Annotated in this window: 23 protein-coding genes and 1 riboswitch; of the genes, 11 read left to right on the plus strand and 12 right to left on the minus strand. The window is 71.0% G+C overall.

Features of this window, described 5'->3' with window-relative positions:
• Positions 1 to 107 precede the first annotated feature (107 nt).
• The 3 genes from ACN28F_RS07360 to ACN28F_RS07370 form a co-directional block, all read right to left on the minus strand.
• Positions 108 to 950 (minus strand): carbohydrate ABC transporter permease, encoded by an 843-nt coding sequence (locus ACN28F_RS07360; protein WP_289211058.1) that lies wholly within the window; start codon positions 948 to 950, stop codon positions 108 to 110.
• A 92-nt stretch (positions 951 to 1042) separates the two neighbouring features.
• Positions 1043 to 2056: a carbohydrate ABC transporter permease gene (locus tag ACN28F_RS07365; RefSeq protein ID WP_289207309.1), complete on the minus strand. Its 1014-nt coding sequence runs from the start codon at positions 2054 to 2056 to the stop codon at positions 1043 to 1045.
• A gap of 120 nt (positions 2057 to 2176) precedes the next feature.
• Positions 2177 to 3457, minus strand: coding sequence for an extracellular solute-binding protein (locus ACN28F_RS07370; protein WP_421357297.1), 1281 nt, complete (start codon positions 3455 to 3457; stop codon positions 2177 to 2179).
• A 484-nt stretch (positions 3458 to 3941) separates the two neighbouring features.
• On the opposite strand from ACN28F_RS07370, the gene ACN28F_RS07375 reads away from it, so the two are divergent.
• Together ACN28F_RS07375 and glyA are read left to right on the plus strand one after the other, a co-directional pair.
• Complete coding sequence (locus ACN28F_RS07375) at positions 3942 to 4958, plus strand: LacI family DNA-binding transcriptional regulator (protein ID WP_421357298.1); 1017 nt, start codon at positions 3942 to 3944, stop codon at positions 4956 to 4958.
• A 124-nt stretch (positions 4959 to 5082) separates the two neighbouring features.
• Positions 5083 to 5168: riboswitch (ZMP/ZTP riboswitch) on the plus strand.
• 70 nt (positions 5169 to 5238) lie between these two features.
• The gene (gene glyA / locus ACN28F_RS07380; protein WP_421357299.1) at positions 5239 to 6507 is read left to right on the plus strand and encodes a serine hydroxymethyltransferase; all 1269 of its coding nucleotides are present in this window, start codon (positions 5239 to 5241) and stop codon (positions 6505 to 6507) included.
• A 66-nt stretch (positions 6508 to 6573) separates the two neighbouring features.
• Here glyA and ACN28F_RS07385 read toward each other — a convergent pair whose 3' ends face one another.
• On the minus strand, positions 6574 to 9240 hold the full coding sequence (locus tag ACN28F_RS07385) for an EAL domain-containing protein (protein ID WP_421357300.1): 2667 nt from the start codon (positions 9238 to 9240) through the stop codon (positions 6574 to 6576).
• A 196-nt stretch (positions 9241 to 9436) separates the two neighbouring features.
• Between ACN28F_RS07385 and ACN28F_RS07390 the strand changes: the two genes are divergently transcribed.
• Positions 9437 to 9823, plus strand: a complete 387-nt coding sequence (locus ACN28F_RS07390; RefSeq protein WP_289207314.1) for a PH domain-containing protein — start codon at positions 9437 to 9439, stop codon at positions 9821 to 9823.
• Here ACN28F_RS07390 and ACN28F_RS07395 read toward each other — a convergent pair.
• A complete protein-coding gene (locus tag ACN28F_RS07395) occupies positions 9817 to 10743 on the minus strand; it encodes a 2-hydroxyacid dehydrogenase (protein WP_289207315.1) in 927 nt (308 codons plus the stop codon). The genes ACN28F_RS07390 and ACN28F_RS07395 overlap by 7 nt on opposite strands.
• A gap of 224 nt (positions 10744 to 10967) precedes the next feature.
• On the opposite strand from ACN28F_RS07395, the gene ACN28F_RS07400 reads away from it, so the two are divergent.
• From ACN28F_RS07400 to ACN28F_RS07410, 3 genes are read left to right on the plus strand one after another with little or no spacing between them, the layout of a single operon-like run.
• Positions 10968 to 11468: an RCC1 domain-containing protein gene (locus ACN28F_RS07400; protein WP_421357301.1), complete on the plus strand. Its 501-nt coding sequence runs from the start codon at positions 10968 to 10970 to the stop codon at positions 11466 to 11468.
• Positions 11465 to 11938 carry an RCC1 domain-containing protein gene (locus ACN28F_RS07405; protein ID WP_421357302.1) on the plus strand — a complete coding sequence of 158 codons (474 nt, stop codon included), beginning with the start codon at positions 11465 to 11467 and terminating at the stop codon, positions 11936 to 11938. The genes ACN28F_RS07400 and ACN28F_RS07405 overlap by 4 nt, the downstream gene beginning before the upstream one ends.
• A gap of 11 nt (positions 11939 to 11949) precedes the next feature.
• Positions 11950 to 12468, plus strand: coding sequence for a GNAT family N-acetyltransferase (locus tag ACN28F_RS07410; RefSeq protein ID WP_421357303.1), 519 nt, complete (start codon positions 11950 to 11952; stop codon positions 12466 to 12468).
• A 73-nt stretch (positions 12469 to 12541) separates the two neighbouring features.
• Here the strand turns inward: ACN28F_RS07410 and ACN28F_RS07415 are convergent, their stop codons facing one another.
• Positions 12542 to 12841 (minus strand): DUF1540 domain-containing protein, encoded by a 300-nt coding sequence (locus tag ACN28F_RS07415; protein WP_282226093.1) that lies wholly within the window; start codon positions 12839 to 12841, stop codon positions 12542 to 12544.
• Between the two features lie 243 nt (positions 12842 to 13084).
• On the opposite strand from ACN28F_RS07415, the gene ACN28F_RS07420 reads away from it, so the two are divergent.
• Both ACN28F_RS07420 and ACN28F_RS07425 read left to right on the plus strand, forming a co-directional pair.
• Positions 13085 to 14299 carry a PQQ-dependent sugar dehydrogenase gene (locus ACN28F_RS07420; protein ID WP_421357304.1) on the plus strand — a complete coding sequence of 405 codons (1215 nt, stop codon included), beginning with the start codon at positions 13085 to 13087 and terminating at the stop codon, positions 14297 to 14299.
• Between the two features lie 45 nt (positions 14300 to 14344).
• A complete protein-coding gene (locus ACN28F_RS07425) occupies positions 14345 to 16036 on the plus strand; it encodes a metallophosphoesterase family protein (RefSeq protein ID WP_421357305.1) in 1692 nt (563 codons plus the stop codon).
• 231 nt (positions 16037 to 16267) lie between these two features.
• Here ACN28F_RS07425 and ACN28F_RS07430 read toward each other — a convergent pair whose 3' ends face one another.
• Positions 16268 to 16576 (minus strand): hypothetical protein, encoded by a 309-nt coding sequence (locus ACN28F_RS07430; protein WP_421357306.1) that lies wholly within the window; start codon positions 16574 to 16576, stop codon positions 16268 to 16270.
• Positions 16569 to 16880, minus strand: coding sequence for a hypothetical protein (locus ACN28F_RS07435; protein WP_421357307.1), 312 nt, complete (start codon positions 16878 to 16880; stop codon positions 16569 to 16571). Before ACN28F_RS07435 ends, ACN28F_RS07430 begins: the two co-directional genes overlap by 8 nt.
• A gap of 237 nt (positions 16881 to 17117) precedes the next feature.
• Between ACN28F_RS07435 and ACN28F_RS07440 the strand changes: the two genes are divergently transcribed.
• Genes ACN28F_RS07440 through ACN28F_RS07450 form a run of 3 tightly spaced genes read left to right on the plus strand, consistent with a single transcriptional unit; the run spans position 17118 to position 18868 of the window.
• A complete protein-coding gene (locus ACN28F_RS07440; RefSeq protein ID WP_289207318.1) occupies positions 17118 to 17909 on the plus strand; it encodes a helix-turn-helix domain-containing protein in 792 nt (263 codons plus the stop codon).
• Complete coding sequence (locus ACN28F_RS07445; RefSeq protein WP_289207319.1) at positions 17900 to 18094, plus strand: DUF397 domain-containing protein; 195 nt, start codon at positions 17900 to 17902, stop codon at positions 18092 to 18094. The genes ACN28F_RS07440 and ACN28F_RS07445 overlap by 10 nt, the downstream gene beginning before the upstream one ends.
• Positions 18095 to 18151: 57 nt before the next feature.
• The gene (locus ACN28F_RS07450; RefSeq protein WP_421357308.1) at positions 18152 to 18868 is read left to right on the plus strand and encodes a hypothetical protein; all 717 of its coding nucleotides are present in this window, start codon (positions 18152 to 18154) and stop codon (positions 18866 to 18868) included.
• A gap of 47 nt (positions 18869 to 18915) precedes the next feature.
• Here the strand turns inward: ACN28F_RS07450 and ACN28F_RS07455 are convergent, their stop codons facing one another.
• The 4 genes from ACN28F_RS07455 to gatC form a co-directional block, all read right to left on the minus strand.
• Positions 18916 to 19440 (minus strand): hypothetical protein, encoded by a 525-nt coding sequence (locus ACN28F_RS07455; RefSeq protein WP_421357309.1) that lies wholly within the window; start codon positions 19438 to 19440, stop codon positions 18916 to 18918.
• 85 nt (positions 19441 to 19525) lie between these two features.
• Positions 19526 to 21031: an Asp-tRNA(Asn)/Glu-tRNA(Gln) amidotransferase subunit GatB gene (gene gatB, locus ACN28F_RS07460; protein WP_289207322.1), complete on the minus strand. Its 1506-nt coding sequence runs from the start codon at positions 21029 to 21031 to the stop codon at positions 19526 to 19528.
• A gap of 26 nt (positions 21032 to 21057) precedes the next feature.
• The gene (gene gatA / locus ACN28F_RS07465) at positions 21058 to 22551 is read right to left on the minus strand and encodes an Asp-tRNA(Asn)/Glu-tRNA(Gln) amidotransferase subunit GatA (protein ID WP_421357310.1); all 1494 of its coding nucleotides are present in this window, start codon (positions 22549 to 22551) and stop codon (positions 21058 to 21060) included.
• Between the two features lie 3 nt (positions 22552 to 22554).
• Complete coding sequence (gatC, locus tag ACN28F_RS07470) at positions 22555 to 22854, minus strand: Asp-tRNA(Asn)/Glu-tRNA(Gln) amidotransferase subunit GatC (protein ID WP_282226084.1); 300 nt, start codon at positions 22852 to 22854, stop codon at positions 22555 to 22557.
• Positions 22855 to 22911: the final 57 nt, after the last annotated feature.

The following is a 22911-nucleotide window of genomic DNA, read 5'->3' on the forward strand; positions in this document are numbered from 1 at the left end:
CAGGTCGGGTGCCGTGGTCGGGTGCCGTGGTCGGGTGCCGTGGTCGCCGCAGCCGGGGGGTGTGGACGGCGGGCCACGGCCGTCCACACCCCCACGTCGGCACCGGGTCAGTTCTTGACTGCGCCTTCCATGATCCCCCGGACGATCTGGCGACCGCCGATGAAGAGCATGATCAGCAGCGGGATGGTCGCCACGAACGCACCGGCGAGCACCCGCCGGTACAGCACGTAGTTGCCGCTGGCCAGGTCGGACAGGGCCACCATCGACGTCGGGTAGTAGGTGCCGCCGAGGGTGATCAGCGGCCACTGGAAGTCGTTCCAGGTGGCCACGAAGGTGAGCAGGCCGAGGACGGCCATCGCCGGACGGACCGCGGGCAGCACCACGCTCCAGTAGATCCGCACCGTGGTGGCGCCGTCGATGCGGCCGGCTTCGATCAGCTCGTCCGGCACGGCTTCGAGGATGAACTGCCGCATGTAGAACACGCCGAACGCGGTGACCAGGCCGGGCACGATGACCGCGATCAGCTGACCGTTCCAGCCGAGCTCGCCCATCAGGATGTAGAGCGCGACCACGCCGAGCTGGTTGGGCACAGTGAGGGTGAGCACCACGATCACCATCAGCACGTTGCGGCCGGCGAACCGCAGCTTGGCGAAGGCGAAGCCGGCCAGCGAGCAGAAGAACAGCACCGAGAACGTCACGACCGACGAGACGATGAAGCTGTTCACCAACGACTGGGCGAAGTAGACGTCCTCGAGGGTGAAGACCTCGTTGAGGTTGGTGAGCAGCTGCCCGCCGGGCAGCATCTGCGGTGGGATCTTCGCCAGGTCGGCGTCGGTGCCGGTGGCGATGACCAGCATCCAGTAGAGCGGGAACGCCGAGAAGAGGATGACCAGGCTGAGGAACAGGTAGTTCCAGAAGCTGCCCGGCGTACTGGCCGGGGCCCGGCCCATCAGCGCGGCGTTGCGCCGCCGTCGGGTCGGCGGCTTGCCGCCGCCGGGTGCGCCGGCGCGCTCGGCGGGCGGGCGGGGTGCGGTGTCGACGCTCACTTGCGTCCCCCTCCCAGGCGGTTGGCGACCAGCGCGTTGACGACCGCGATGATCACGATGATCAGGAACAGCGCCCAGGACATCGCGGCGGCGTACCCGAGGTTGAGGTCCTTCCAGCCGACCTTGTAGATCAGCTGGGCGATGGTCTGGAACTGGCCGTTGGATCCGCCGGTGGCGGCCTGCGAGTTCTGCTCGAACAGCATCGGCTCGGTGAACAGCTGCAACCCGCCGATGGTCGACAGGATCACGGTGAAGACCACCACCGGCCGGATCATCGGCACGGTGATCTGCCAGAGCTGGCGCCACGGGCCGGCGCCGTCGACGGCCGCGGCCTCGTAGATGTCGCGCGGGATCGACTGCATCGCGGCCAGGTAGATCAGCGCGTTGTAGCCGATCCACTTCCAGTTGACCATCGTGGCGATCGCGACCCAGGAGGCGGTCTTGGTGGAGCGCCAGTCGATCGGCGCCTCGCCGCGCAGGCCGAGCACGTCCAATGCCCAGTTGGCGATGCCGAAGTCGCGGGCGAAGAAGACCGCGAACAGCAGGGTCGACGCGGTGATCGGGGTGATGTACGGCAGCAGGATGCCGACCCGGAACCAGGTCTGGGCGCGCAGTTTGCGGTTCAGCAGCGACGCGATGATCAGGGCCAGGAACAGCTGCGGCACGGTGGAGAGGATGAAGATGCCGAACGTGTTGTACAGCGCGTTCCAGAACCGGTCGTCGGTGAGCAGCCGCTCGAAGTTCGCCAGCCCGGCCCAGCCGGTCAGGTCGGCGTTGTCGAGTCGCCAGTGCCGCAGCGCCACCACGCCGTTGAAGATGATCGGGAAGAGCCCGAAGACGATGAAGAGGATGAAGAACGGGGAGATCAGGATGTAGGGCATGTACCGCATGTCGAAGCGGTGCATGCGGTTGCGCCAGGTCGGGTTGGCCCGCGGGTCGGGGTCGGCCGCACGGGTGTGCGCCCCGGCGCGGTTGCGCGGCGACGGCGGTGCGGCGCGCGTTGCGGACATGGTTGCCTCCAGGGGTAGCCGTGCGGCGGCCGACCACGTGCCGGGGGTGGGCGGCGCGTCCGGTACGCACTTTCCGTGCGCCGCCCACCCCGGCCACGCGGTACGCGGCCCGCGACGTGGTTACGCGTTGGCCGCCTTCTCGGCTTCTGCGAGGGCTTCGGTCCATGCCTCGGCGGGCTTGCCTTCGAGGTCACCGCTCTGCATCCGGTTGAGGACGTTCTCCACCGCGACCCGGACCGGGCCGTTCTTGCGGCCGAGGTACTGCGGGGTGAGGTTCGCCGCGGTGGCGGAGAAGATCTGGCCGACCGGGGCGTCGTTGAAGAACGGGTTGGAGAAGTCGACGATCGCCGGGTCCTCGTAGAGCGCCGGCTGCGACGGCAGGTTGCCGACCTTCTTGAAGATCTCGATCTGCTGCTCCGGCTGGATCAGCCACTCCAGGAACTTGTACGCCTCGTCGACGTTCCTGCCCTGCGCCGGGATGGTCAGGAACGAGCCGCCCCAGTTGCCGCCGCCGCCGGGGATGGCGGCGACGTCCCACTTGCCGGCGGTGTCCGGCGCGGTGTTCTGGATGTGTCCCATCATCCAGGCCGGGCAGGCCAGTACGGCGAAGTCGCCGTTGACGAAGCCGTTGTTCCACTCCGGGGAGAAGGCCGCGAGGTTGGCGGAGAGTCCGGCGGTGACGACGGCGGTGGCGGTGTCGAAGGCGACCTTCGGGCCACCCTCCATGGCCAGGGTGTCGGTGGTGTCGAAGAGGCCGACCGGCTGCTGACCGAGCACCGGGTTGTAGATGTTGGTGGCCGAGTCGACGAACTTCTTTCCGCTGGCGGCGACGTAGTCCTCGCCGGTGGCGATGAAGGACTCCCAGTCCGGCCAGAGCGCGGAGACCTGTTCGCGGTCGGTGGGCAGGCCGGCGGCTTCGAACAGGTCGGTGCGGTAGCACATGGCCAGGCCGCCGACGTCGGTGCCGAGGCCGATCTGGGTGGAGCCGTCGACGGAGAGGGTCTGGCGCCACTTCCACTCCAGGTAGCGGTCCTCGTACTGGCCCGCACCCTTGTCCAGCAGGTTGACGAACTTGTCGGCCTGTTCACGGAACTGCACGACGAAGCCCTCGTCGATGGCGGCGATGTCGGCGGCGCCGGAGCCGGCGATCAGCTTCTTCTGCAGGTCCTCGTGCTGGGCGTTGTATTCGCCCGCGTTGAGGTTGATCCGGACGTTCGGGTTGTCGGCTTCGTACTGGGCCTTGAGGTCGCCCAGGCCGAAGTCGCCCCAGAACGCGATGGTCAGGGTGGTCTTGCCGTCGTCGCCGCCACCACCAGGTGCACCGCTGCAGCCGGCGAGCAGGAGCGCGCCGGCGGCCCCGACGGCCGCCGTCCGCACCCAAGGGGTCCAACGCCGTTCCATGCCATCCTCCGAAGACTGGAAACGCTCCCAACAACGAGGAACGTTGACTGAACCGGATAAGTGAAGCCACGGTACGAGCGCGTCTCACAAGTGTCAATGGCGTGTTAACGCCGTGGCCAACCCGTAACCTTGGTGAGGTTTGTCACGCCCAAGATCACGTGCCGTGACACTCCGGCCGACGCGATGTCGCACCCCTGGCACACGGGCCCCTGCGACCAGACCCGGCGCGCCGGTTATCGTTTCGGTAAGGCAACTTAACCGGGCAAGTTGGGGCGACCGGGGCACATGGTGTCCCCGTCACCGCCCGCGACGACCGACCGGGGCGGTCGGCCGACCGGGACAATCGACCGGCCTGGGTCGGCCGACCGGGACAATCGACCGGCCTGGGTCGGCCGACCGGGACAATCGACCGACCGACCGACCCGGTCGCCCGACCGGACACGATCACGCGTACGTGCACCACGGGACCGAAGGAGCGCCGCCGGTGAAACGGCCGACCATCGCCGACATCGCCCGCCGAGCAGGCGTCTCCAAGGGCGCGGTGTCGTACGCGCTCAACGGCCAGCCGGGCGTCTCCGAGTCCACCCGCCAGCGGATCCTCGCCATCGCCGCGGAGATCGGTTTCAACCCGAACAGCGCCGCCCGCGCCCTCTCCGGGGCCACCGCCAACGCCGTCGGCCTGGCGCTGAGCCGACCGGCGCGCATCCTCGGCATCGAGCCGTTCTTCATGGAGCTGATCAGCGGCGTCGAGGCGGAGCTGTCGGCCCGGTCGTACGCGCTGACCCTGCAGGTGGTGGCGGACACCGAGGCCGAGATCGCCGTCTACCGACGCTGGTGGGGCGAACGGCGGGTGGACGGCGTGCTCGTCTGTGACCTGCGGGTGGACGACGGGCGGGTGCCGGCGCTGGAGGCACTGCAACTGCCGGCGGTGGTGATCGGTGGGCCGGGGCGCACCGGATCGCTGGCCAGCGTCTGGTCCGACGACGCGGCCGCCCTGGTCGAGACCGTGGAGTACCTGGTCGCTCTCGGGCACCGACGGATCGCCCGGGTCGGCGGGCTGCCCGGCCTGCTGCACGCCGAGATCCGGGCGACCGCGTTCACCGACGCCTGCCGCTCGCTGGGCCTGGACCAGTGCGTCACGGTGCCGTCGGACTACACCGGGGAGGAGGGCGCCCGGGCCACCCGGCGGCTGCTCAGCACGCCGGCCCGGCCCACCGCGATGATCTACGACAACGACGTGATGGCGATCGCCGGCCTGGCCGTCGCCCAGGAGATGGGGCTGACGGTGCCGGGTGACCTGTCGATCGTGGCCTGGGACGACTCGCCACTGTGCCGCCTGGTGCACCCGCCGCTGACCGCGCTGGGCCGGGACATCCCGGGGTACGGCGCCCGGGCGGCCCGTCAGTTGCTCGCCACCATCGCCGGCGGTCCGGCGCAGACCTTCCAGGATGAGACGCCGCGGCTGACGCCGCGGGGCAGCACCGCCCCGCCTCGACCCTGAGCGACCAGATGACAACTGAACCGATTAAGTTACCGAGCTGTCAACTGCCGCAAATCGGTCAGTCGACGTACCGTCGCCGGTGCTGGGTCTCATCGCTGCGCGAACCCGGCACGGGTTATCCTCGATCCGGTCACGCGACTGGCGCAGCGAAGGTGGAACCGACCACCGGGGAGCGACCACTGACGTGCGCCGCGCGCCTGGGTGCACCGTCGACGGCACCGCCGTGCCCGGCACCCGGCCGGGGGCGACGGCGCCGCACCGACACCCAGGAGGGCACGTCGTGCACGTACCGCAGATTCCGTACCTGACCGCCGCCGATCCGCAGCTCGCCGCGCTCGTCGAGGGCGAGGCCCGCCGCCAGCACGACAAGCTCCGGATGATCGCCTCGGAGAACTACGTCTCCACCGCCGTGCTGGAAGCCAGCGGCACGGTGCTGACCAACAAGTACTCCGAGGGCTACCCGGGCCGGCGCTACTACGAGGGCCAGCAGTTCGTCGACCCGATCGAGACCCTCGCGATCGACCGGGCCAAGTCGCTGTTCGGCGTCGCGCACGCCAACGTGCAGCCGTACTCCGGCTCTCCCGCCAACCTCGCCGTCTACCTGGCGTTCCTCTCCCCCGGCGACACGGTGATGGGGATGTCGCTGCCGATGGGCGGGCACCTCACCCACGGCTGGTCGGTCTCGGCCACCGGCAAGTGGTTCAACTCGGTCCGCTACACCGTCTCCCGCGACACCGGCCGCATCGACTTCGACGAGGTCCGCGACGTGGCCCGCCGCGAGCGCCCGAAGGTGATCTTCTGCGGCGGCACGGCGGTGCCCCGTACCATCGACTTCCCTGCCTTCGCCGAGATCGCCCGCGAGATCGACGCGGTCCTGGTCGCGGACATCGCGCACATCGCCGGCCTGGTCGCCGGCGGCGCGCACCCCTCACCGGTCGGGCACGCCGACGTCGTCACCACGACCACCCACAAGACGCTGCGCGGCCCGCGCGGCGCGATGATCCTCACCACCGAACAGCACGCCACCGCGATCGACAAGGCCGTCTTCCCCGGCCTGCAGGGCGGCCCGCACAACCACACCACCGCCGGCATCGCGGTCGCGTTGCGCGAGGCCGACACCGACGACTTCCGCCGGTACGCCCACCAGGTGGTCGCCAACGCGAAGGCGCTGGCCGCCGCGCTGGTCGAGCGGGGCTTCGACCTGATCTCCGGGGGCACCGACAACCACCTGATCCTGGCCGACCTGACCGGCAAGGGTGTCGCCGGCAAGCCGGCGGCGCAGGCCCTGGACCGGGCCGGTATCGAGCTCAACTACAACACCGTGCCGTACGACCCGCGCAAGCCGTTCGACCCGTCCGGGATCCGGCTGGGCACCGCCGCGCTCACCACCCGTGGGCTGACCGAGGCACAGATGCCGCAGGTCGCCGCCTGGATGGACGACGCGGTCACCGCGGCCGTCAAGGACGACGACGCCGCGCTGGACCGGATCGCCGGTGAGGTCGCCGACCTGCTGGCCGGCTATCCGATGCCCGGCTACGCGTCGGCCTGACCGGGTCGGGACCGGTCTCGACAGCCCGATCACCCTGTCGTCGTCAGTACGACGGGGTAGGTCACGTCAGTACGACGGGGTGGGGAAGTCGGCGATGTACGCCTCGGTCCGCTCCGCCGGTGCGGGGCGGGCCAGGGCGTACCCCTGACCGAACCGGCAGCCGGCGGCCTGCGCCTGGCCGACCTGCCGGGTCGTCTCCAGCCCCTCGACGATGATCTCCAGGCCGAACCGGCGGCCCAGCTCCGCCACCACGTCCAGCACCGGCCGGGCCGGGTCGGACCGGCTCGTCGAGTCGGTCACCAGGGATCGGTCGATCTTGACGAAGTCCAACGGCAGGCGGCGGAGCTGGCCGATCGCCGCCTGCCCGGCACCGAAGTCGTCCAACGCGATCCGCACCCCCCGGGCCCGCAGCTCCGCCAGCTGCACGATGATCTCCTGCTGCTGATCGGCGGCCAGCGACTCGGCGACCTCGACGACCAGCTGCTCCGGCATCATCCCGTTGGCCTGCAGCACCGCCACCAGATCGGCGGCGAACCCCGGCGCGGCCAGCTCGACCGGGGCGACGTTGACCGACAGCCACAACTGATGGCCCTCCCGTGCCCAGGACGCCACCTGGCGACAGGCGGTCGCCCGCAGCCACCGCCCGATCTGTGGCAGCAACGACAGGTCGGTCGCCACCAGCAGCAGCTCCGCCGGCAGCACGGTGCCCAGCACCGGGCTACGCCAGCGCAACAACGCCTCCACCCCGACCGGTTGGCCGTCGGTGAGGTCGACGACCGGCTGGTAGACGACGTCCAGCTCGCCGCGTTCGGCCGCACCGGGCAGCTCACGCTCCAGATCGAGCCGGCGGACCAGCTGCTCCTCCAGATAGGAGTCGTACCACTCGACCCGGTTACGGCCGAGCTGGCGGGCCCGCCGCCGGGCCAGGTCCGCCCGGCGCAGGACGTCGTCCACCCCGTCGCCGTCGCCGAGGTCGGCCATGCCGATACTGGCCTGCAGGTGGACCAGGACACCGGGCAGCTGCCACGGCTCCCGCAGCACCGAGATCAGCCGGGCACCGACGCCGTACGCCAGCATCGGGCCCGCCACCGTGACGACCGCGAACTCGTCGCCGCCGAGCCTGGCCACCACGTCGTCCGGACCCACCGTGTCGCGCAGCCGGCGGCCCGCCTCGATCAGCACCGCGTCACCGGTCTCCCGGCCGTACTGCTCGTTGACGCTGGTCAGACCGTGCAGGTCGATGATCAGCAACGCCCCCGGCTGCCCGGGAAGTTCCCGTGACGTGGCGAGCTGACGCATCAGTTCCCGACGGTTCGCCAACCCGGTCAGCTGGTCGGTGAAGCCCAGTTTGTGCAGCCGGCGCTCCAGATGGACCCGCTCTCCCACGTCCCGCACATGGACGACGAGCGCCCGGACCTCGGGAACGTCGCGCTGGTCGGTGACGGTCGACTCGGTGTCGCGCCACCGGCCGTGGCCGTCGCGCAGCCGGGCGGTCACCAACGGCACCCGTCCGGACCGGGGCAGCCGGCCGGTCGCCACCCCGGTCAGAGCGACCATCACCTCGGCGGCGTCCTCCGGGTGCATCAGATCGGTGAAGGGCCGGCCGAGCACATCCGCGTCGGCCAGCCCGAACAGCCGGGCGGCGGCCGGTGACTGCCAGCGCACCAGCAGATCGTCGCCGAGGATCAGGGTGAGATCGTTGCCACCGGAGACCAGGGACCGGAAGTGCGCCTCCTGCTCCGCGAGCCGACGGGCATAGGCACGCACGTCGGCGGCGGCCATCACCTCGCGGACCACCAGCGTCGGGATCACCGCCAGGCCGAGCAGGATCGACGTACGGTCGAACGAGCCCTGCACCGCCAGGTGGTAGCCGGCCGCCACGGTCGCCACCATCGCCGGCACCGTCAACAGCGGGTACGCCGACAGCCGCCCGCGCAGCGGAACGACCCGGACTCCACCGGCACGCAGGGCACGCCACGCGCCGACCGCCAGCAGCAGCATGCCGCCGACCACCGGGGCCGCCGCCAGGCACCAGAGCCGGTCGTCGGTGCCGTAGGCGAAGCAGACCGTCAGCGCCACCAGGCCGACCAGTACGGCGATCGAGCCACCACCACAGAACGGCACCGACGGCAGTTGGCCCCGCACACTCAACACGGTCACCGCGATGACCGACCCGACGCCGATCACCCCGAGCTCGGCGACCAGCACGGTCGCCGGCACGCCGCTGGCCGGGGAGAGCAGCCAACCGGCGAATATCAGACTGGTCGCCATGCTCAGCCCGTCGAGCAGCCGCCGCCACCGCAACGGCCAGGTTTCCGCCACACCGGGCAGCAACAGGATCGCGACCAGGTGACCGGCCAACGTCGGGACCAGCCCGGCCACCGCCAGCTCGGCCCGTACCGCCGCCGGAGCGAACGCCGCGACGCAGACCGCTCCGACCCCGACCACGGTCGCCCCGACGAGCGCACCGGCGCACCGGCAGGCCCGGAAGTCCCCGGAGCGCGCGCGGACGGCGCGGGCGGTGCGCACCAATCGCCAGCCCGGACCGCAGACGCCGAACAGCATCGCGCCGAGCAGCGCGTGCGGGGCGGCGACGAGGCCGGTGCCACCGGCGACGAGCAGGGCGACGGCGAACAGGACCGAGGCCGGTAGCAGCAGACCGCCGTCGGCCGCCCGATGCTGACGCAGCCGCGCGCGCGGCAGCTGAGGGGATGCTTCAGGCACGACGGCCATCGCCTCCACGGGAGGGGTCGGGGCAGGCGGCACGCACACCCGGAGGCCAACCTGTGCCGGGAGCAACGAGACAGGTGGCGGTCGGGTGACGGGTCGACCGTACGAGATCTTTCCACAACGGTCGGTGTGGCCGACCCGACCACCGGCGACCGTACCCGCGCACCGGCGCTCACCAGCGGGATGCCAGGATTGTCGGATGAGTCGCAGGGTCATCGTCCGGTTCCGGCCCCATCAGGCGATCATGTTGGCGGCGATCCTCGCCTTCGTCGGATCGCTACCGCTGGCCAGCACCCGCTGGTACTTCCTGCCGATCCTGCTGGTGCCACTGGCGATCGCGCTCTGGGCGGTCCGCGCCGGCACCGACGCCGACGCCGACGGCCTGCACGTGCGGGCCCTGCTCGGCCAACGGCGGATCCCCTGGTCACGGGTTGCCGAGCTGACCGCAGACCCGCACGGACGGGCGGTGGCCCGGCTCACCGACGGGCACCGCGTACCGTTGCCGGCGGTACGCGCCGGGGACCTGCCCCGGCTGATCGCCGCCAGCGGACAGCCGCTCGATCCGGCCAGCCCGGCGGATCAGTAGCCGTCCACCACCACGTTGTCCAGCGGCTCACCCCGGACGAACCGACCGATCTGCCGACCGGCCAGCGCGTAGGCACGCGCCCGCAGCCCGCGTACCGAACCGGCGATGTGCGGGCTGATCACCACGTTCGGCATCCCCCAGAGCGGATGGTCGGGGGGCAGCGGTTCCGGATCGGTCACGTCGAGTACGGCGCGGATCCGGCCGGTGGCCAGCTCGGCGGTGAGCGCGTCGGTCTCCACCACCGGGCCACGGGCGGCGTTGACCAGCAGCGCCCCGTCGCGCATCGCCGCCAGCGTCGCGGCGTCGACCAACCCCCGGGTCTGCGGGGTCAACGGCACGATCAGCACCACGATGTCCGCGTGCGGCAGCAGTACGGGGAGTTCGTCGACGCCGTACACCTGCTCCTGCGGCCGTGCGGTCCGGGCCACCAGGGTGAACTCCACCTCGAACGGCGTCAACCGGGCCCGCAGCGCCGCGCCGATCGAGCCGGCACCGACGATGAGCACCCGCTTTCCGGCCAGCTCGTCGGTGGGGGCGAACCTGTCGTAGGACCACTCCCGGCGGTCCTGTGCCCGGATGAAGCCGGCGAAGTCGCGCAGGTCGGTGAGGATCGCCGCCACGATCCACTCCGCCGTGGACGAGTCGTGCACCCCTCGGGCGTCACAGAGGGTGACCTGCTCGGGCAGCCGGCCCGCCCAGGCGTCGGCCCCGGCGGAGAGCAGCTGGACCACCTGCAGGTCCGGCATCCTACCGACCAGCTCGGCGGCCTTCGGCCGGGCCAGGAACGGCGGCACCCAGAACCGCACACCGGCCGGCGACGAGGGCAGCTCGGCGGGGTCGGCGACGACCTCGACGGTCACCTCGTCGGGCAGCGGGCCGAGCAGTTCCCGACCTTGCCGGTGGGGGATCCAGACCTTCACCGCTCCGACGATAGCGGGCCGCTGCGGCTCGGCCGCCGATCGGGTCAGTCGGCCGCCGTCACCTGATGAATACTTCTCTGGCACACCACTTCATCGATCACGCCACATAGTTCTATATTCAGATGAGAGGTGACCGTCGCCCACACCTGGCGACAAAGTGAATTCCGATCACATTATCCGCGAATCTCGTCGCGGTCGTTTCTGTTCGCCGCGTGGAGGAACCGATGGACATTCGTCGACGGTGGGCAATCAGCGCCACACTGGTCATGGTCCTGGTGTCCGGGCAGCCCGCCGCCGCCGGCACCACGGGTGGTGCCGCAGCCGGTGCCCGACCGCTTACCGACGTCATCGGCCCGGTGACCGCCGTCGCCGCCGGCTGGGGACACAACCTCGGTCTGCGCCCGGACGGCACCGTCATCGCCTGGGGCTGGAACGACGCCGGACAACTCGGCAACGGCGACTGCGGCTGGTACCAGAGCGAAACTCCGGTGCCGGTGTGCGCCGTCGGGCAGACCGCGCCCTGCACCCGGTTCCTCACCGGCGTGATCGCCATCGTCGCCGGCGAATACCACAGCTTGGCGCTGCTGCGGGACCGTACCGTCGTCGCCTGGGGCTACAACATCGCCGGGCAGCTCGGCGACGGTAGCACCGTCGACCGACTCACTCCGGTCCGGGTCTCGCGCTCGACCAGACCGCCCCCTGCGACCAGGTCCTGTACGCGGTGAAGGAGGTGGCGACCGGCTACGCGCACAGTCTGGCGTTGCGCGGCGACGGCGGCGTGGTGGCCTGGGGCAGCAACACCTCCGGGCAGCTCGGCAACGGCCTGCGTACCGCCGGGATCCCGGTCCCGGCCCGGGTGTGCGCCCTGGCGGAGGTCGCCCCCTGCGCCCGGTTCCTGTACGGCGTCCGGCACATCGACGCCGGCCACAGCCACAGCCTGGCCCAGCTCAGCAGCGGCGGGGTCCTCGCCTGGGGCGCGAACAGAGCCGGCCAGCTCGGCGACGGCACCCACGAGCACGTGTACTCCCGGCCCGTCCCGGTCCGGGTCTGCGAGGTCGGCCAGACCGCCCCCTGTACGCAGTACCTGACCCTGATCAGGTCCATCGCCTCGGGCACTGATCGCAACGTGGCGCTGCGGGTCGACTACACCGTGGCCGTCTGGGGCGACTACCCGGGCAAACTCCTGTCGTACTAGGTTTGCCTGCCATGCGGATCGACGACGCGACGGCGACGGTACGGGTGCGGGCGATGCGCCCCGCCGACGCGGCCGAGGTGCTCGGCATCTACCAGGCGGGACTGGACACCGGGCTGGCCAGCTTCGAGACGACCGCCCCGGACTGGGCGACGTTCGACGCCGGCCGGCTGGCGGGACACCGGTGGGTGGCCGTCGACGACGCGGACGGATCGCTGCTGGGCTGGGCCGCGGTCAGCGCGGTGTCCAGCCGGCCGGTGTACGCCGGGGTGGTGGAGAACTCGGTGTACGTCTCCCCGGCCGCGCAGGGGCGCGGCGTGGGCACCCGGCTGATCGACGCGGTGATCTCCTCGACCGAGTCGGCCGGGATCTGGACGATCCAGGCCGGGATCTTTCCGGAGAACGGCGCGAGCCTGGCGGTGCACGCCCGCGCCGGTTTCCGTACGGTCGGGACCCGGCAGCGGATCGGTCGACGTGACGGCCGCTGGCGGGACGTGGTGCTGCTGGAACGGCGCAGCCCGGTCGTGGACTGAGCCCGACCGGACCTGCGCCGGTGGTTCGGCGGGTCGTGCGGCCGGCCGTGCGGCCAGCTGTCCGTGCGACAGGTCAGGCCGGCTCGTAGGTCATGCAGTCGGCCATGTCCCGGCTGGGTCCGACCCGGATCGACGGGGCCCGGCACTCCAGCTCGGCGTTGAACCGGCAGTCGGCCCGCTTGCAGGCACCGACCTGGGCGATCACCGCGTCCAGTCCGCCCTTGGCGGAGATGTCGAAGAAGGTGGTGCAGCTGGCGCTGTCCGCCTCGGTGCCGATGGTGATCGCAAAGGCGTGACAGCCTTCGTGCTGGTTGTACGCGCACTCCACAGCGGTGCACTCCTGCACCCGGGGCATCTCCATCATCGCGGTCATCGTGGTCCTCCTAGCTCGGCGGCATCCGACAGCGGCGGCCTCGCCACTGTGGTGAAACCGTATTCCACTACGACCGAGAATAGGGTGCTTATTCAATGGTTGCAATTTTGGAAACCCTCACCTAAGCCGATCGGCCACCCTTTTGGCTACCCTTACCTAAGGGACGGCAGAGCCATTTGGTTACCCTTACCTAAGAATTCAGGGACACCGTCGGATGCGGATATCGGGCAGCGGGCTAGTCTGGTGCGGGTGAACGCCCGTCTGCCGTCGCGCCGCCAGTCGTACCGCTGGTCGCCGTACCGCCGTCCGTCGCGCCGCACGACCACCGCGACCGTCGCCGCCAGCCTGACCGCCCTGCTGCTCGCCGGCGGGTGCACGTTCGGCGAGCCGGAGCCGGACCAGGCCGGCGCGCCCCCCACCTTCCCCGCCCCCACGGCGACCCCGACCGGCGGCGGCGTGGACCAGCAGATCGCGGTCACCGTGCTGGCCAGCGGGCTGGCGGTGCCCTGGGGGGTGGCGTTCCTGCCCGACGGGGCGGCGCTGGTCACCGAGCGGGACAGCGCCCGAATCCTGCAGGTCGGGCCCGGTTCCAGCACCGACGGGCTGGACGTCACCGAGGTGCAGACCATCGACCAGGCCGACAGCGGCGGTGAGGGCGGGCTGCTCGGCATCGCGGTCTCCCCCGAGTACGCCACCGACGAGACCGTGTTCATCTACTACTCCACGGCGCAGGACAACCGCATCGCCCGACTCACCCTCGGCGGCGAACCGGAGCCGATCGTCACCGGTATCCCGGTGTCCGGCATCCACAACGGCGGCCGGCTCGCCTTCGGCCCCGACGGGTTCCTCTACGCCACCACCGGCGACGCCTCCGACACCGGGCTGTCCCAGGATCCGGAGAGCCTCGGCGGCAAGATCCTGCGGATGACGCCGGACGGCGAACCGGCTCCGGGCAACCCGACGGCCGACTCACTGGTCTGGTCGTTCGGACACCGCAACGTGCAGGGCATCGCCTGGGACGCCCAGGACCGGCTGTACGCCACTGAGTTCGGCCAGAGCACCTGGGACGAGATCAACCTGATCGAACCGGGCGGCAACTACGGCTGGCCGCAGGTCGAAGGCACCGGCGACGACGACCGGTACGTCGACCCACTGGTCGTCTGGCCGACCGAGGAGTCGTCCTGCTCCGGGGCGGCCATGGTCGACCGGGTCCTCGTCGCCGCCTGCCTGCGCGGCGAGCGGCTGTGGCTGGTCGAGATGACCGACGACGGCACCGTGTTCGGGCAGCCCCGCGCGCTGCTCACCGAGGAGTACGGTCGGCTGCGTACCGTCGTGCAGGCACCTGACGGCTCGGTCTGGGTGACCACCTCGAACACCGACGGCCGGGGTGAACCGGCTCCGGAGGACGACCGGATCCTCCGGCTGGTCTTCGCCGACGGCGGAGCCGGCCGCAGTTGACCTGGCTGACCTTTCCCCTCCCTACCAGGCAGGCATGATTCGACCATGAGTGACGAGCAACCAGCCGACTCCCGTACGGCCGGGCGCGGCGAGGCCGGACCGGCCACGGCCGGCGGCCGGCCACGGCGCGCCGTGCGGCGGCTCGGACCCTTAGCCCGGGCCACGGCCCGCCAGCTCGGTCGGGCTGCCCGGTCCCGGCCGACCCGGCGGGCCGGTACGGCGCTGGCCGTGGTCGCGGTCAGCCTGGCCGGCATCGCCATCGGCATCCTGCTCGGGGCCCGTACGGAGGTCGACGTCGGGCCGTTCCGGGCCGAAATGGCGGTCACCCCGGCGGTCGACGGCGGCACCACCGTGGCCATCCCGCCGCTGGGCGCGCTGCACCTGGACAGCCACGAAGGGCCGGTGCAGTTGTCCATCCGGCTCGGCTCGCTCGACCAGGGCCGCACCCTGGCGCTGCTCGACGACCCGGCGGCGATCGCCCGGGCCAGCCAGACGGTGGTCAGCGACGTCACCGAGGGGGTGCTGCGGCTCGGCATCCGTACCCTGGCGGTGGCGGTGCTGGCCACCCTGATCCTCGCCGCGCTGGTCTTCCGCGACACCCGCCGGGTGGCCTGGTCCGGCACGCTGGCGCTGCTGGTCACCGGCGGTAGCGTCGGCGTCGCCGCGCTCACCCTGCGCCCAGAGGCGATCGAGGAGCCCCGGTACGAAGGTCTGCTGGTCAACGCCCCGGCGGTGGTCGGGGACGTGCAGCAGATCGCCAGCAACTACAACCGGTACGCCGAGCAGCTGCAGCACATCGTCACCAACGTCAGCCGGATCTACACGACGGTGTCGACGCTGCCGGTCTACGAGGCGGCCGAGGGCACCACCCGGGTGCTGCACGTCTCCGACATGCACCTGAACCCGACCGGCTGGTCGATGATCCGGACCGTCGTCGAGCAGTTCAACATCGACGTCGTCATCGACACCGGCGACATCACCGACTGGGGCAGCGAGCCGGAGGCCAACTTCGTCGCCTCGATCGGCCTGCTGGAGGTGCCGTACGTGTTCATCCGCGGCAACCACGACTCGGTCCGCACCCAGGAGGCGGTGGCCGGCCAGCCGAACGCAATCGTGCTGGACAACGAGATCACCGAGGTGGCCGGGCTGCGGATCGCCGGGATCGGCGACCCCCGGTTCACCCCGGACAAGCAGACCAGCCCGGCCGACGGCGGGTTGTCCAAGCCGGCGGCCGAACAGGTCATCGGGGTCGGCGAGCAGCTCGCCGCGACGATCCGGGCCGCCGAGGAGCCGGTGGACATCGCCCTGGTCCACGACCCGGTGTCGGCCGGCCCGCTCTCCGGCGTCACCCCGCTGGTGCTGGCCGGACACACACACAACCGGGAGGTACGCCGACTCGCCGAGGTGCCGGGCGAGCAGTCCACCCTGCTGATGGTGGAGGGCTCGACCGGCGGGGCCGGGCTGCGCGGGCTGGAGGGTGAGGAGCCGACCCCGCTGGCCATGTCGGTGCTCTACTTCGATGCCGAGGACCAGTTGCAGGCGCACGACGACATCCGGGTCGGCGGCACCGGTCAGGCGCAGGTCACCCTGGAGCGGCACGTGATCGCCGCGCCGGTCGACCCGGTCGATCCGTCCGCGACGCCCACCGCCGCCGACCCGGCCGGCACCGACCCGGCCGCCCCTGGGGCGGGGCCGGCCAGCCCGGTCCCCGGCCCGCCGGCGCCCAGCCCGTCCTGACCAGCGCACTGCCGCGCTGACCGCCGCCCGGCCGGCCCTGACCGCCGCCCGGCCGGCCCGGGCCAGTTCCCCATTGCGATCTAGAAGGATCTGGCCGGTATATCGACCACGATCCTTCTAGATCGCCTCCGTCGTGGCGCGCTGGCCGGCTCACGGTGCATCCGGGCACCCTTGACGACCTGCCCGCGTACCGGTTGCGGGAGTTGCTGGACGCGCGGATCGTCGTCGGCCTCACCCCGGGCCGGTTCGCCCGACCCCACCATCTGTCGCAGGATCGACCGACCACGCCGCCGGCCGGCTGACCGCGCCGGGGCGACGTAGCGCCGATGCCCGTACCGTCACCATCATCATCTGTCCTTCGCGGTCGCCGTGCAGACGGTTGCCGAGCAGATGAATCCACTCGATCCTCGGGTGATCGGCTTCCGCTCGGACGTGAATGACGCGGAGTCGCAGCATTCCGTCGCCGTTGAGATAGTCGGCCGCGCCAATCTCGATGATGTCCCACGGTTGCACCAGCGGCGGGATCTGCGGCTCAGTCATCGTCACCTGCCCCGGTCGTCGAGCTGTCGGTGTGCCAGATGCCGGCCGAGGCCAGCAGCCGGCGAATGGTCCGGGCGGCGTCGCGGTCGTACCGGTCCAGATAGGCCACTGCGAGTCGTAGCGCCGGACAGCTGATCGTGCCGCAGCGCGGACACCCGGTCACCGGGTCGGGCAGGTGCAACGCGGCCAGGTGCCGGGCGCGGGCGATCACCGGGTGGTCGACGTAGCCGGGCACGGCGCTGCCGGTCGGCACCGACATCCAGCCGAGTACGCCGTGCCGGCGCGCCGCGCCGGGCTGACGCACCACACCGGACCGACGTACCACTCCAACCGGTCGCAATTGATCTTTGCCATTCTTCCTTGCGCCATGAATCCCCCATAGGGACAACGATGGACGCCTTCTCAAATTCGCCACCCCTCCACCCTGGACTCCGCCACCCCCGCAATAGAAGATGGGCAGCACACCCGTACCGCCCGCATCCGGGCCCGGGTGAGCCCTGCCCACCGCCGATCGATTCTGTAGCGAAGATGGAGGAAGCGAATGTCTGGACCCGCAAGCGCTTATCTGGTAGCGGAGCTGCGCCGGCGACGCGAGTTGGCCGGGCTCACCCAGGAGCAGTGGGGGGCGGCCCTGCACTGGTCGGCCCAGCACGTCAGCTCGATCGAGCGCGGCGTCCGGCCGATCCGGCTCGACTACCTCGCCGCCATCGACCGGGTCTTCAACTGCGACTACAGCACCCTCTACGCGCTGCTGCTGCGGGCCGAGCGGGCCCCGGTCTGGCTGCGCCCGTGGCTGGAGCACGAACGGGAGGCGATCATGCTGCGCTGGTTCGAGCCGATGCTGGTCCCCGGCCTGCTGCAGACCGAGGCGTACGCCCGCGTCGTCCTGACCCAGGCCGGGGTGATGATCGACGACGTCGACACCACGGTCGGCGACCGGCTCAGCCGCCAGGAGATCCTGCACCGGGCCGAACGGCCGTGCCGCTTCGTCGGGGTGATCGACGAGGCGGTGCTGACCCGGGCGGTCGGCGGCCCGGCGGTGATGCGCGAGCAGATCCTGGCGCTGATCGCCGCCTGCGACCGGCCCAACATCTCGCTCCAGGTGGTGCCGGCCGGGGTCGGCGCCTACCCGGGGCTGAACGGCCCGTTCATCCTGGCCAGCCTGGAAGGCCGGGCGGCGGGTTTCCTCGACGGGCCGTTGGAGGGCCAGACCATCGAGTTGGAGGCCGATCTGACCAGACTGGAGCATGCCTGGGAGTCGCTGCGGGAGTACGCTCTGCCCGGTGACCAATCCATGGCGTTGATGCAGGAGGCGGCAGACAGATGGGCATGACCACCGACCCGCGACCGGCCTGGCGGACCAGCAGTCGTAGCAACGGCACTGGCGGCGCGTGCGTCGAAGTCGCCGACAACCTGCCCGGCCGGGTCCTGGTCCGCGACAGCAAGGACCGCACCGGCGGCACCCTCGCCTTCTCCCCCACCGCCTGGCACACCTTCGTCAGCCACACCGCCCGATAGCCGGTCCGGGGCGCGACCGACGACACCAGTCCGCCGATCGGCAGGGGCACCTACTACATGCTCGACGGCGGTTTCATGACAACGATGAGCGCCCTCACCGTCGATCTGCTCGACGGTGAGGGCTACAACGGGGCAACCCTGTTCCTGGCGACCGCCGCACTGATCTCCACCGTCGTTGCCGCGTACTTCGCTCGTGAAGCACTGTTCCCGCCGAGGCGACGGCTGGTTGTCCGGGTGCTCTCCCCGGTCAGCCTGCTCCACGCCGATGCAGGTCTCCTCGGTGGCGCCGAGGGCGTCGCAGGGATCACCGGTGCCGGCGGCGTCGAGGTGTCCCGAAACGGGGAGCCGATTCCCGATCCGTACGTGGTCACCGTGTTGTTACGCAACACCGGGCGGCATGCCATCTCGACAGCTCAGTTCGATCAGCAGCGACCGATCACAATAGACATTAAGACGTCGATCGTGGCGGTGCTGAGCCCAGCCGGACCCGTCGCGCCGGCCACGGTCGAGGCCGAGGGTACGACGCTGAGGTTCCACCCCGACCTCATCCGCCAGAAGCAGGAAATATCAATTCAGCTGCTCACCTCAGGCCGGCCCGGCCCGGACCTCACCGTATCCGAGCACCTGGTGGACACCAGAGTCGATGTCGAACGTGGCGGAGTCGACCAGCATCCCTCTGCCGGCCTCGAACAGCACCTGCCGATCGCATTCGCCATCGCCGGCACGGTCGGCCTGATCACGCTGATCATCGCGGACGTGCTACTGGGCGGCTGACCGCGCCGCACCGGCCGCTCGTCAGACCGGCAGGTAGCCGGGCCCGGTCACCTCGCCGAGCGCGTCCGCGTCGGCTCAGACTGTGCAAACCACGCCTGGGCAGACGCGGGTACGAGCAGGAGCACCACCAGGATCAGACCGACCGGCACCGACACGACACCGAGGATGATCGCGGTGATCAGCGAGCCGCGTCGGCCCTGCCACAGTCCATGCATCACCGAGCCGAAAATGGCTCCGATGACCACGCCTCCGATCGACAGCGCCCAGAACTCGATCAGCACACCGAGGACGATGAGCGCGAGTCCCAGCGCGACGCCGAGTGCGTAGCCGGCAACGGCGATGATCACCGGCACTGGTGGAGTCCTGCGGCGAGCCGCCGAGCCGACGTCCGTCACCGCTGCCGGTGACGCCGGCCGACCGGTAAGCCCAGAGAACCGCTGGTCGGTAGCGGCGGCCGCGACCAGCCATTCGATCTCGGCACGGCTCAGGTCGTACTGTCGCTCGAGCTCACCGACGTCGCGGCCCGCCGCGTATTCCGCGACCACCCGCTCATACTCGGCGTCCCACTGCATGTACAGAAAGTAACCGACTGCGCCATTTCACGAAAGGCCAGGTTCGATGCCGCCGACCTGTCGGCGCGGCGGCACCGCACCACCATCAGCCCTGCGCGCCGAGGCGGGACAGGATCAGCTCCCGGACGGTACGCGCGTCCGCCTGGCCCTTGGTCGTCTTCATCACCGCGCCGACCAGTGCACCGGCCGCCGCCACCTTGCCGTCGCGGACCTTCGCCGCGATGTCCGGGTTGGCGGCGATCGCCTCGTCGACGGCGGCGGTCAACGCACCGGTGTCGGAGACGACGCCGAGACCCTTCGCGGTCATCACCTCGGTCGGCGTGCCCTCTCCGGCGGCCACCGCCTCCAGGACCGTACGGGCCAGCTTGTCGTTGAGCTTGCCCGAGTCGACCAGCCCCTGCAGTTCGGCGACGTGTGCCGGGGTGACCCCGAGCGCCGCCAACTCCACACCGGACTCGTTGGCCCGGCGGGCCAGCTCCCCCAGCCACCACTTGCGGGCACCGGCCGGCGTGGTGCCGGCCGCCACGGTCTGCTCGATCAGCTCGACCGCGCCGGCGTTGACCACCGACTGCATGTCGTGGTCGGTCAGCCCCCACTGCTCCTGCAGCCGCTTGCGGTGCACCCGGGGCAGCTCCGGCAGAGCCGCCTTCAACTCGGCCACCCAGGCGGCGTCCGGGGCGAGCGGCACCAGGTCCGGCTCCGGGAAGTAGCGGTAGTCGGTGGCGGTCTCCTTGGACCGCCCCGACGTGGTGTCGCCGCTGTCCTCGTGGAAGTGCCGGGTCTCCTGCACGATCCGGCCACCGGCGTCGAGCACCGACGCCTGGCGCAGCATCTCCGCGCGTACCGCCCGCTCCACCGACCGCAGCGAGTTGACGTTCTTGGTCTCGGTGCGGGTGCCCCACTCGGTCTGCCCGACCGGGGTCAGTGAGGTGTTGACGTCGCAGCGCAGCGAACCCTGCTCCATCCGTACGTCGGAGACGCCCAGCGAGCGGATCACGTCCCGCAGCTCGGTGACGTACGCACGGGCGACCTGCGGTGCCCGGTCACCGGTGCCGGGGATCGGCTTGGTGACGATCTCCACCAGCGGGATGCCGGCCCGGTTGTAGTCGACAAGCGACTCGGTCGCCCCGTGGATCCGTCCGGTCGCGCCGCCGACGTGCAGCGTCTTGCCGGTGTCCTCCTCCAGGTGCACCCGTTCGATGCCGATCCGCACCAGCTCGCCGTCGACCTCGACGTCCAGCCAGCCGTCCACACACAGCGGCTCGTCGTACTGGCTGATCTGGTAGTTCTTCGGCATGTCCGGGTAGAAGTAGTTCTTCCGGGCGAACCGGCACCAGTCGGCGATCGAGCAGTTCAGGGCCAGCCCGATCCGGATCGTCGCCTCGATCGCCGCCTTGTTGGCCACCGGCAGCGAGCCGGGCAGCCCGAGGCAGACCGGGCAGACCTGGGTGTTCGGCTCGGCGCCGAACCCGGTCGGGCAGCCGCAGAACATTTTGGTGTTGGTGCCCAGCTCGACATGCGTCTCCAGGCCGATCACCGGCTCGTAGCGGGCGACGACGTCCTCGTACGTGGGCAACGCGGTCGTGCTCATCACAAACTCCAACTCTCGATCGCAGGTCAGCGCGTCGCCGCAGAGAGCTCCGGCGGGGTGAGGGTGCCGACCGCCGACTCCAGGGCGGCCGCGACCCGGTACATCCGGTCGTCGGCCATCGTCGGCGCCATCACCTGCAACCCGACCGGCAGCCCGTCGGCCAGCCCGCACGGCACCGAGATGGCCGGACCGCCGTACAGGTTGGTCGGGATGGTGAACAGGTCGGCCAGATACATCTGGTACGGGTCGGCGGTGCGTGCCCCGAGCGGGAACGCCACGAACGGCGTGGTCGGCGAGATCAGCACGTCGACCTGCTCGAACGCGGCGGTGAAGTCCCGGGTGATCAGCGTACGGACCTTCTGCGCCTGGCCGTAGTAGGCGTCGTAGTAGCCGCTGGACAGCGCGTACGTGCCGAGCATGATCCGCCGCTTGACCTCCGGACCGATGCCCTGGTCGCGGGTCAGCGACATGACCTCCTCCAGCGACCGGTTGCCGTCGTCGCCGCTGCGCAGCCCGTACCGGACGCCGTCGTAGCGGGCCAGGTTCGACGAGCACTCACTCGGCGCGATCAGGTAGTACGCCGGCAGGGCGTAACCGAAGTGCGGGCAGGAGACCTCGACGACCTCGGCCCCGAGCTTGGTCAACGCGTCGACGGCGTCGCGGAACGCGGCCTGCACGCCCGGCTCGACGCCGTCGCCGGTGGCGAACTGGGTGACCAGGCCGAGGCGCACCCCGGTCAGGTCACCGGAGGCACCGGCGCGGGCGGCCTCGACGACCGGCGGTACGGCGGCCGGGATGGAGGTGGAGTCACGCGGGTCGTGCCCGGCGATCGCCTCGTGCAGCAGCGCGGCGTCGAGCACGGTCCGGGCGCACGGGCCGGGGGTGTCCAGCGAGGAGGAGAAGGCGATCAGCCCGTACCGGGAGGTGCCGCCGTAGGTCGGCTTGGCACCGACCGTACCGGTGACCGCGCCCGGCTGGCGGATCGAGCCGCCGGTGTCGGTACCGATCGCCAGCGGCGCGGTGTAGGCGGCGATCGCGGCCGCGCTGCCGCCGCCGGATCCGCCGGGGATCCGGGTCAGGTCCCACGGGTTGTACGTCGGCCCGTACGCCGAATACTCGGTCGACGAGCCCATCGCGAACTCGTCCATGTTGGTCTTGCCGAGGATCGGCATCCCGGCGGCGCGCAGCCGGGCGACGATCGTGGCGTCGTACGGCGGTCGCCAGCCGTCGAGGATCTTCGACCCGGCGGTCGTCGGCACCCCCTTGGTGGTGACGACGTCCTTGACCGCGATCGGCACCCCGGCCAGCGGGCCGAGCGGCTGCCCGGCGGCGCGGGCGGCGTCGACGGCCTGCGCGGCGGCGAGCGCCCCCTCGCCGTCGACGTGCAGGTAGGCGTGGACCCGCTCGTCGACACCGGTGATCCGGTCCAGGTGGGCGCGGGTGACCTCGATGGCGGAGGTGCTGCCGTCGGCGATCAGGCCGGCGAGCTGCGCGGCGGTCATCCTGGTGAGTTCGGACATGGCTCAGACCTCCTCGTCCAGGATGCGCGGCACCCGGAACCGGCCGTCCTCGGCGTCGGGGGCGGCGGCGAGCGCGGCGTCCCGGTCCAGGCCGGGAACGACGACGTCCTCGCGCAGTACGTTGGTCAGCGGCACCGAGTGCGAGGTGGGCGGGATGTCGTCGGCGGCGACCTCGCCGACCCGGGCCACAGACTGCAGGATGACGTCGAGCTGGCCGGCGAACGTCGCCAGTTCGTCCTCGGTCACGGCCAGCCGCGACAGTCGCGCCAGGTGCGCGACCTCCTCGCGGGAGATGGCGGCCATCTGCGCCCCCTTCGTACGGTGGTGGAACGGTCGTCCCGGATCGTCGCGCGGCGTGGC

Source organism: Solwaraspora sp. WMMA2101 (genome assembly GCF_049179175.1).
Lineage (GTDB): Bacteria > Actinomycetota > Actinomycetes > Mycobacteriales > Micromonosporaceae > Micromonospora_E.

Excerpts from the sequence above, each read along its gene's own strand:
- gatB (WP_289207322.1), bottom strand. The coding sequence starts at position 21,031 with ATGAGCACGACCGCGTTGCCCACGTACGAGGACGTCGTCGCCCGCTAC.
- ACN28F_RS07425 (WP_421357305.1), top strand. The coding sequence starts at position 14,345 with ATGAGTGACGAGCAACCAGCCGACTCCCGTACGGCCGGGCGCGGCGAG.
- ACN28F_RS07415 (WP_282226093.1), bottom strand. The coding sequence starts at position 12,841 with ATGACCGCGATGATGGAGATGCCCCGGGTGCAGGAGTGCACCGCTGTG.
- ACN28F_RS07370 (WP_421357297.1), bottom strand. The coding sequence starts at position 3,457 with ATGGAACGGCGTTGGACCCCTTGGGTGCGGACGGCGGCCGTCGGGGCC.
- ACN28F_RS07450 (WP_421357308.1), top strand. The coding sequence starts at position 18,152 with ATGCTCGACGGCGGTTTCATGACAACGATGAGCGCCCTCACCGTCGAT.
- gatA (WP_421357310.1), bottom strand. The coding sequence starts at position 22,551 with ATGTCCGAACTCACCAGGATGACCGCCGCGCAGCTCGCCGGCCTGATC.
- ACN28F_RS07400 (WP_421357301.1), top strand. The coding sequence starts at position 10,968 with ATGGACATTCGTCGACGGTGGGCAATCAGCGCCACACTGGTCATGGTC.
- ACN28F_RS07410 (WP_421357303.1), top strand. The coding sequence starts at position 11,950 with ATGCGGATCGACGACGCGACGGCGACGGTACGGGTGCGGGCGATGCGC.
- ACN28F_RS07385 (WP_421357300.1), bottom strand. The coding sequence starts at position 9,240 with ATGGCCGTCGTGCCTGAAGCATCCCCTCAGCTGCCGCGCGCGCGGCTG.
- ACN28F_RS07360 (WP_289211058.1), bottom strand. The coding sequence starts at position 950 with ATGGGCCGGGCCCCGGCCAGTACGCCGGGCAGCTTCTGGAACTACCTG.
- ACN28F_RS07455 (WP_421357309.1), bottom strand. The coding sequence starts at position 19,440 with ATGCAGTGGGACGCCGAGTATGAGCGGGTGGTCGCGGAATACGCGGCG.
- ACN28F_RS07430 (WP_421357306.1), bottom strand. The coding sequence starts at position 16,576 with ATGACTGAGCCGCAGATCCCGCCGCTGGTGCAACCGTGGGACATCATC.
- ACN28F_RS07365 (WP_289207309.1), bottom strand. The coding sequence starts at position 2,056 with ATGTCCGCAACGCGCGCCGCACCGCCGTCGCCGCGCAACCGCGCCGGG.
- ACN28F_RS07390 (WP_289207314.1), top strand. The coding sequence starts at position 9,437 with ATGAGTCGCAGGGTCATCGTCCGGTTCCGGCCCCATCAGGCGATCATG.
- gatC (WP_282226084.1), bottom strand. The coding sequence starts at position 22,854 with ATGGCCGCCATCTCCCGCGAGGAGGTCGCGCACCTGGCGCGACTGTCG.
- ACN28F_RS07440 (WP_289207318.1), top strand. The coding sequence starts at position 17,118 with ATGTCTGGACCCGCAAGCGCTTATCTGGTAGCGGAGCTGCGCCGGCGA.
- ACN28F_RS07445 (WP_289207319.1), top strand. The coding sequence starts at position 17,900 with ATGGGCATGACCACCGACCCGCGACCGGCCTGGCGGACCAGCAGTCGT.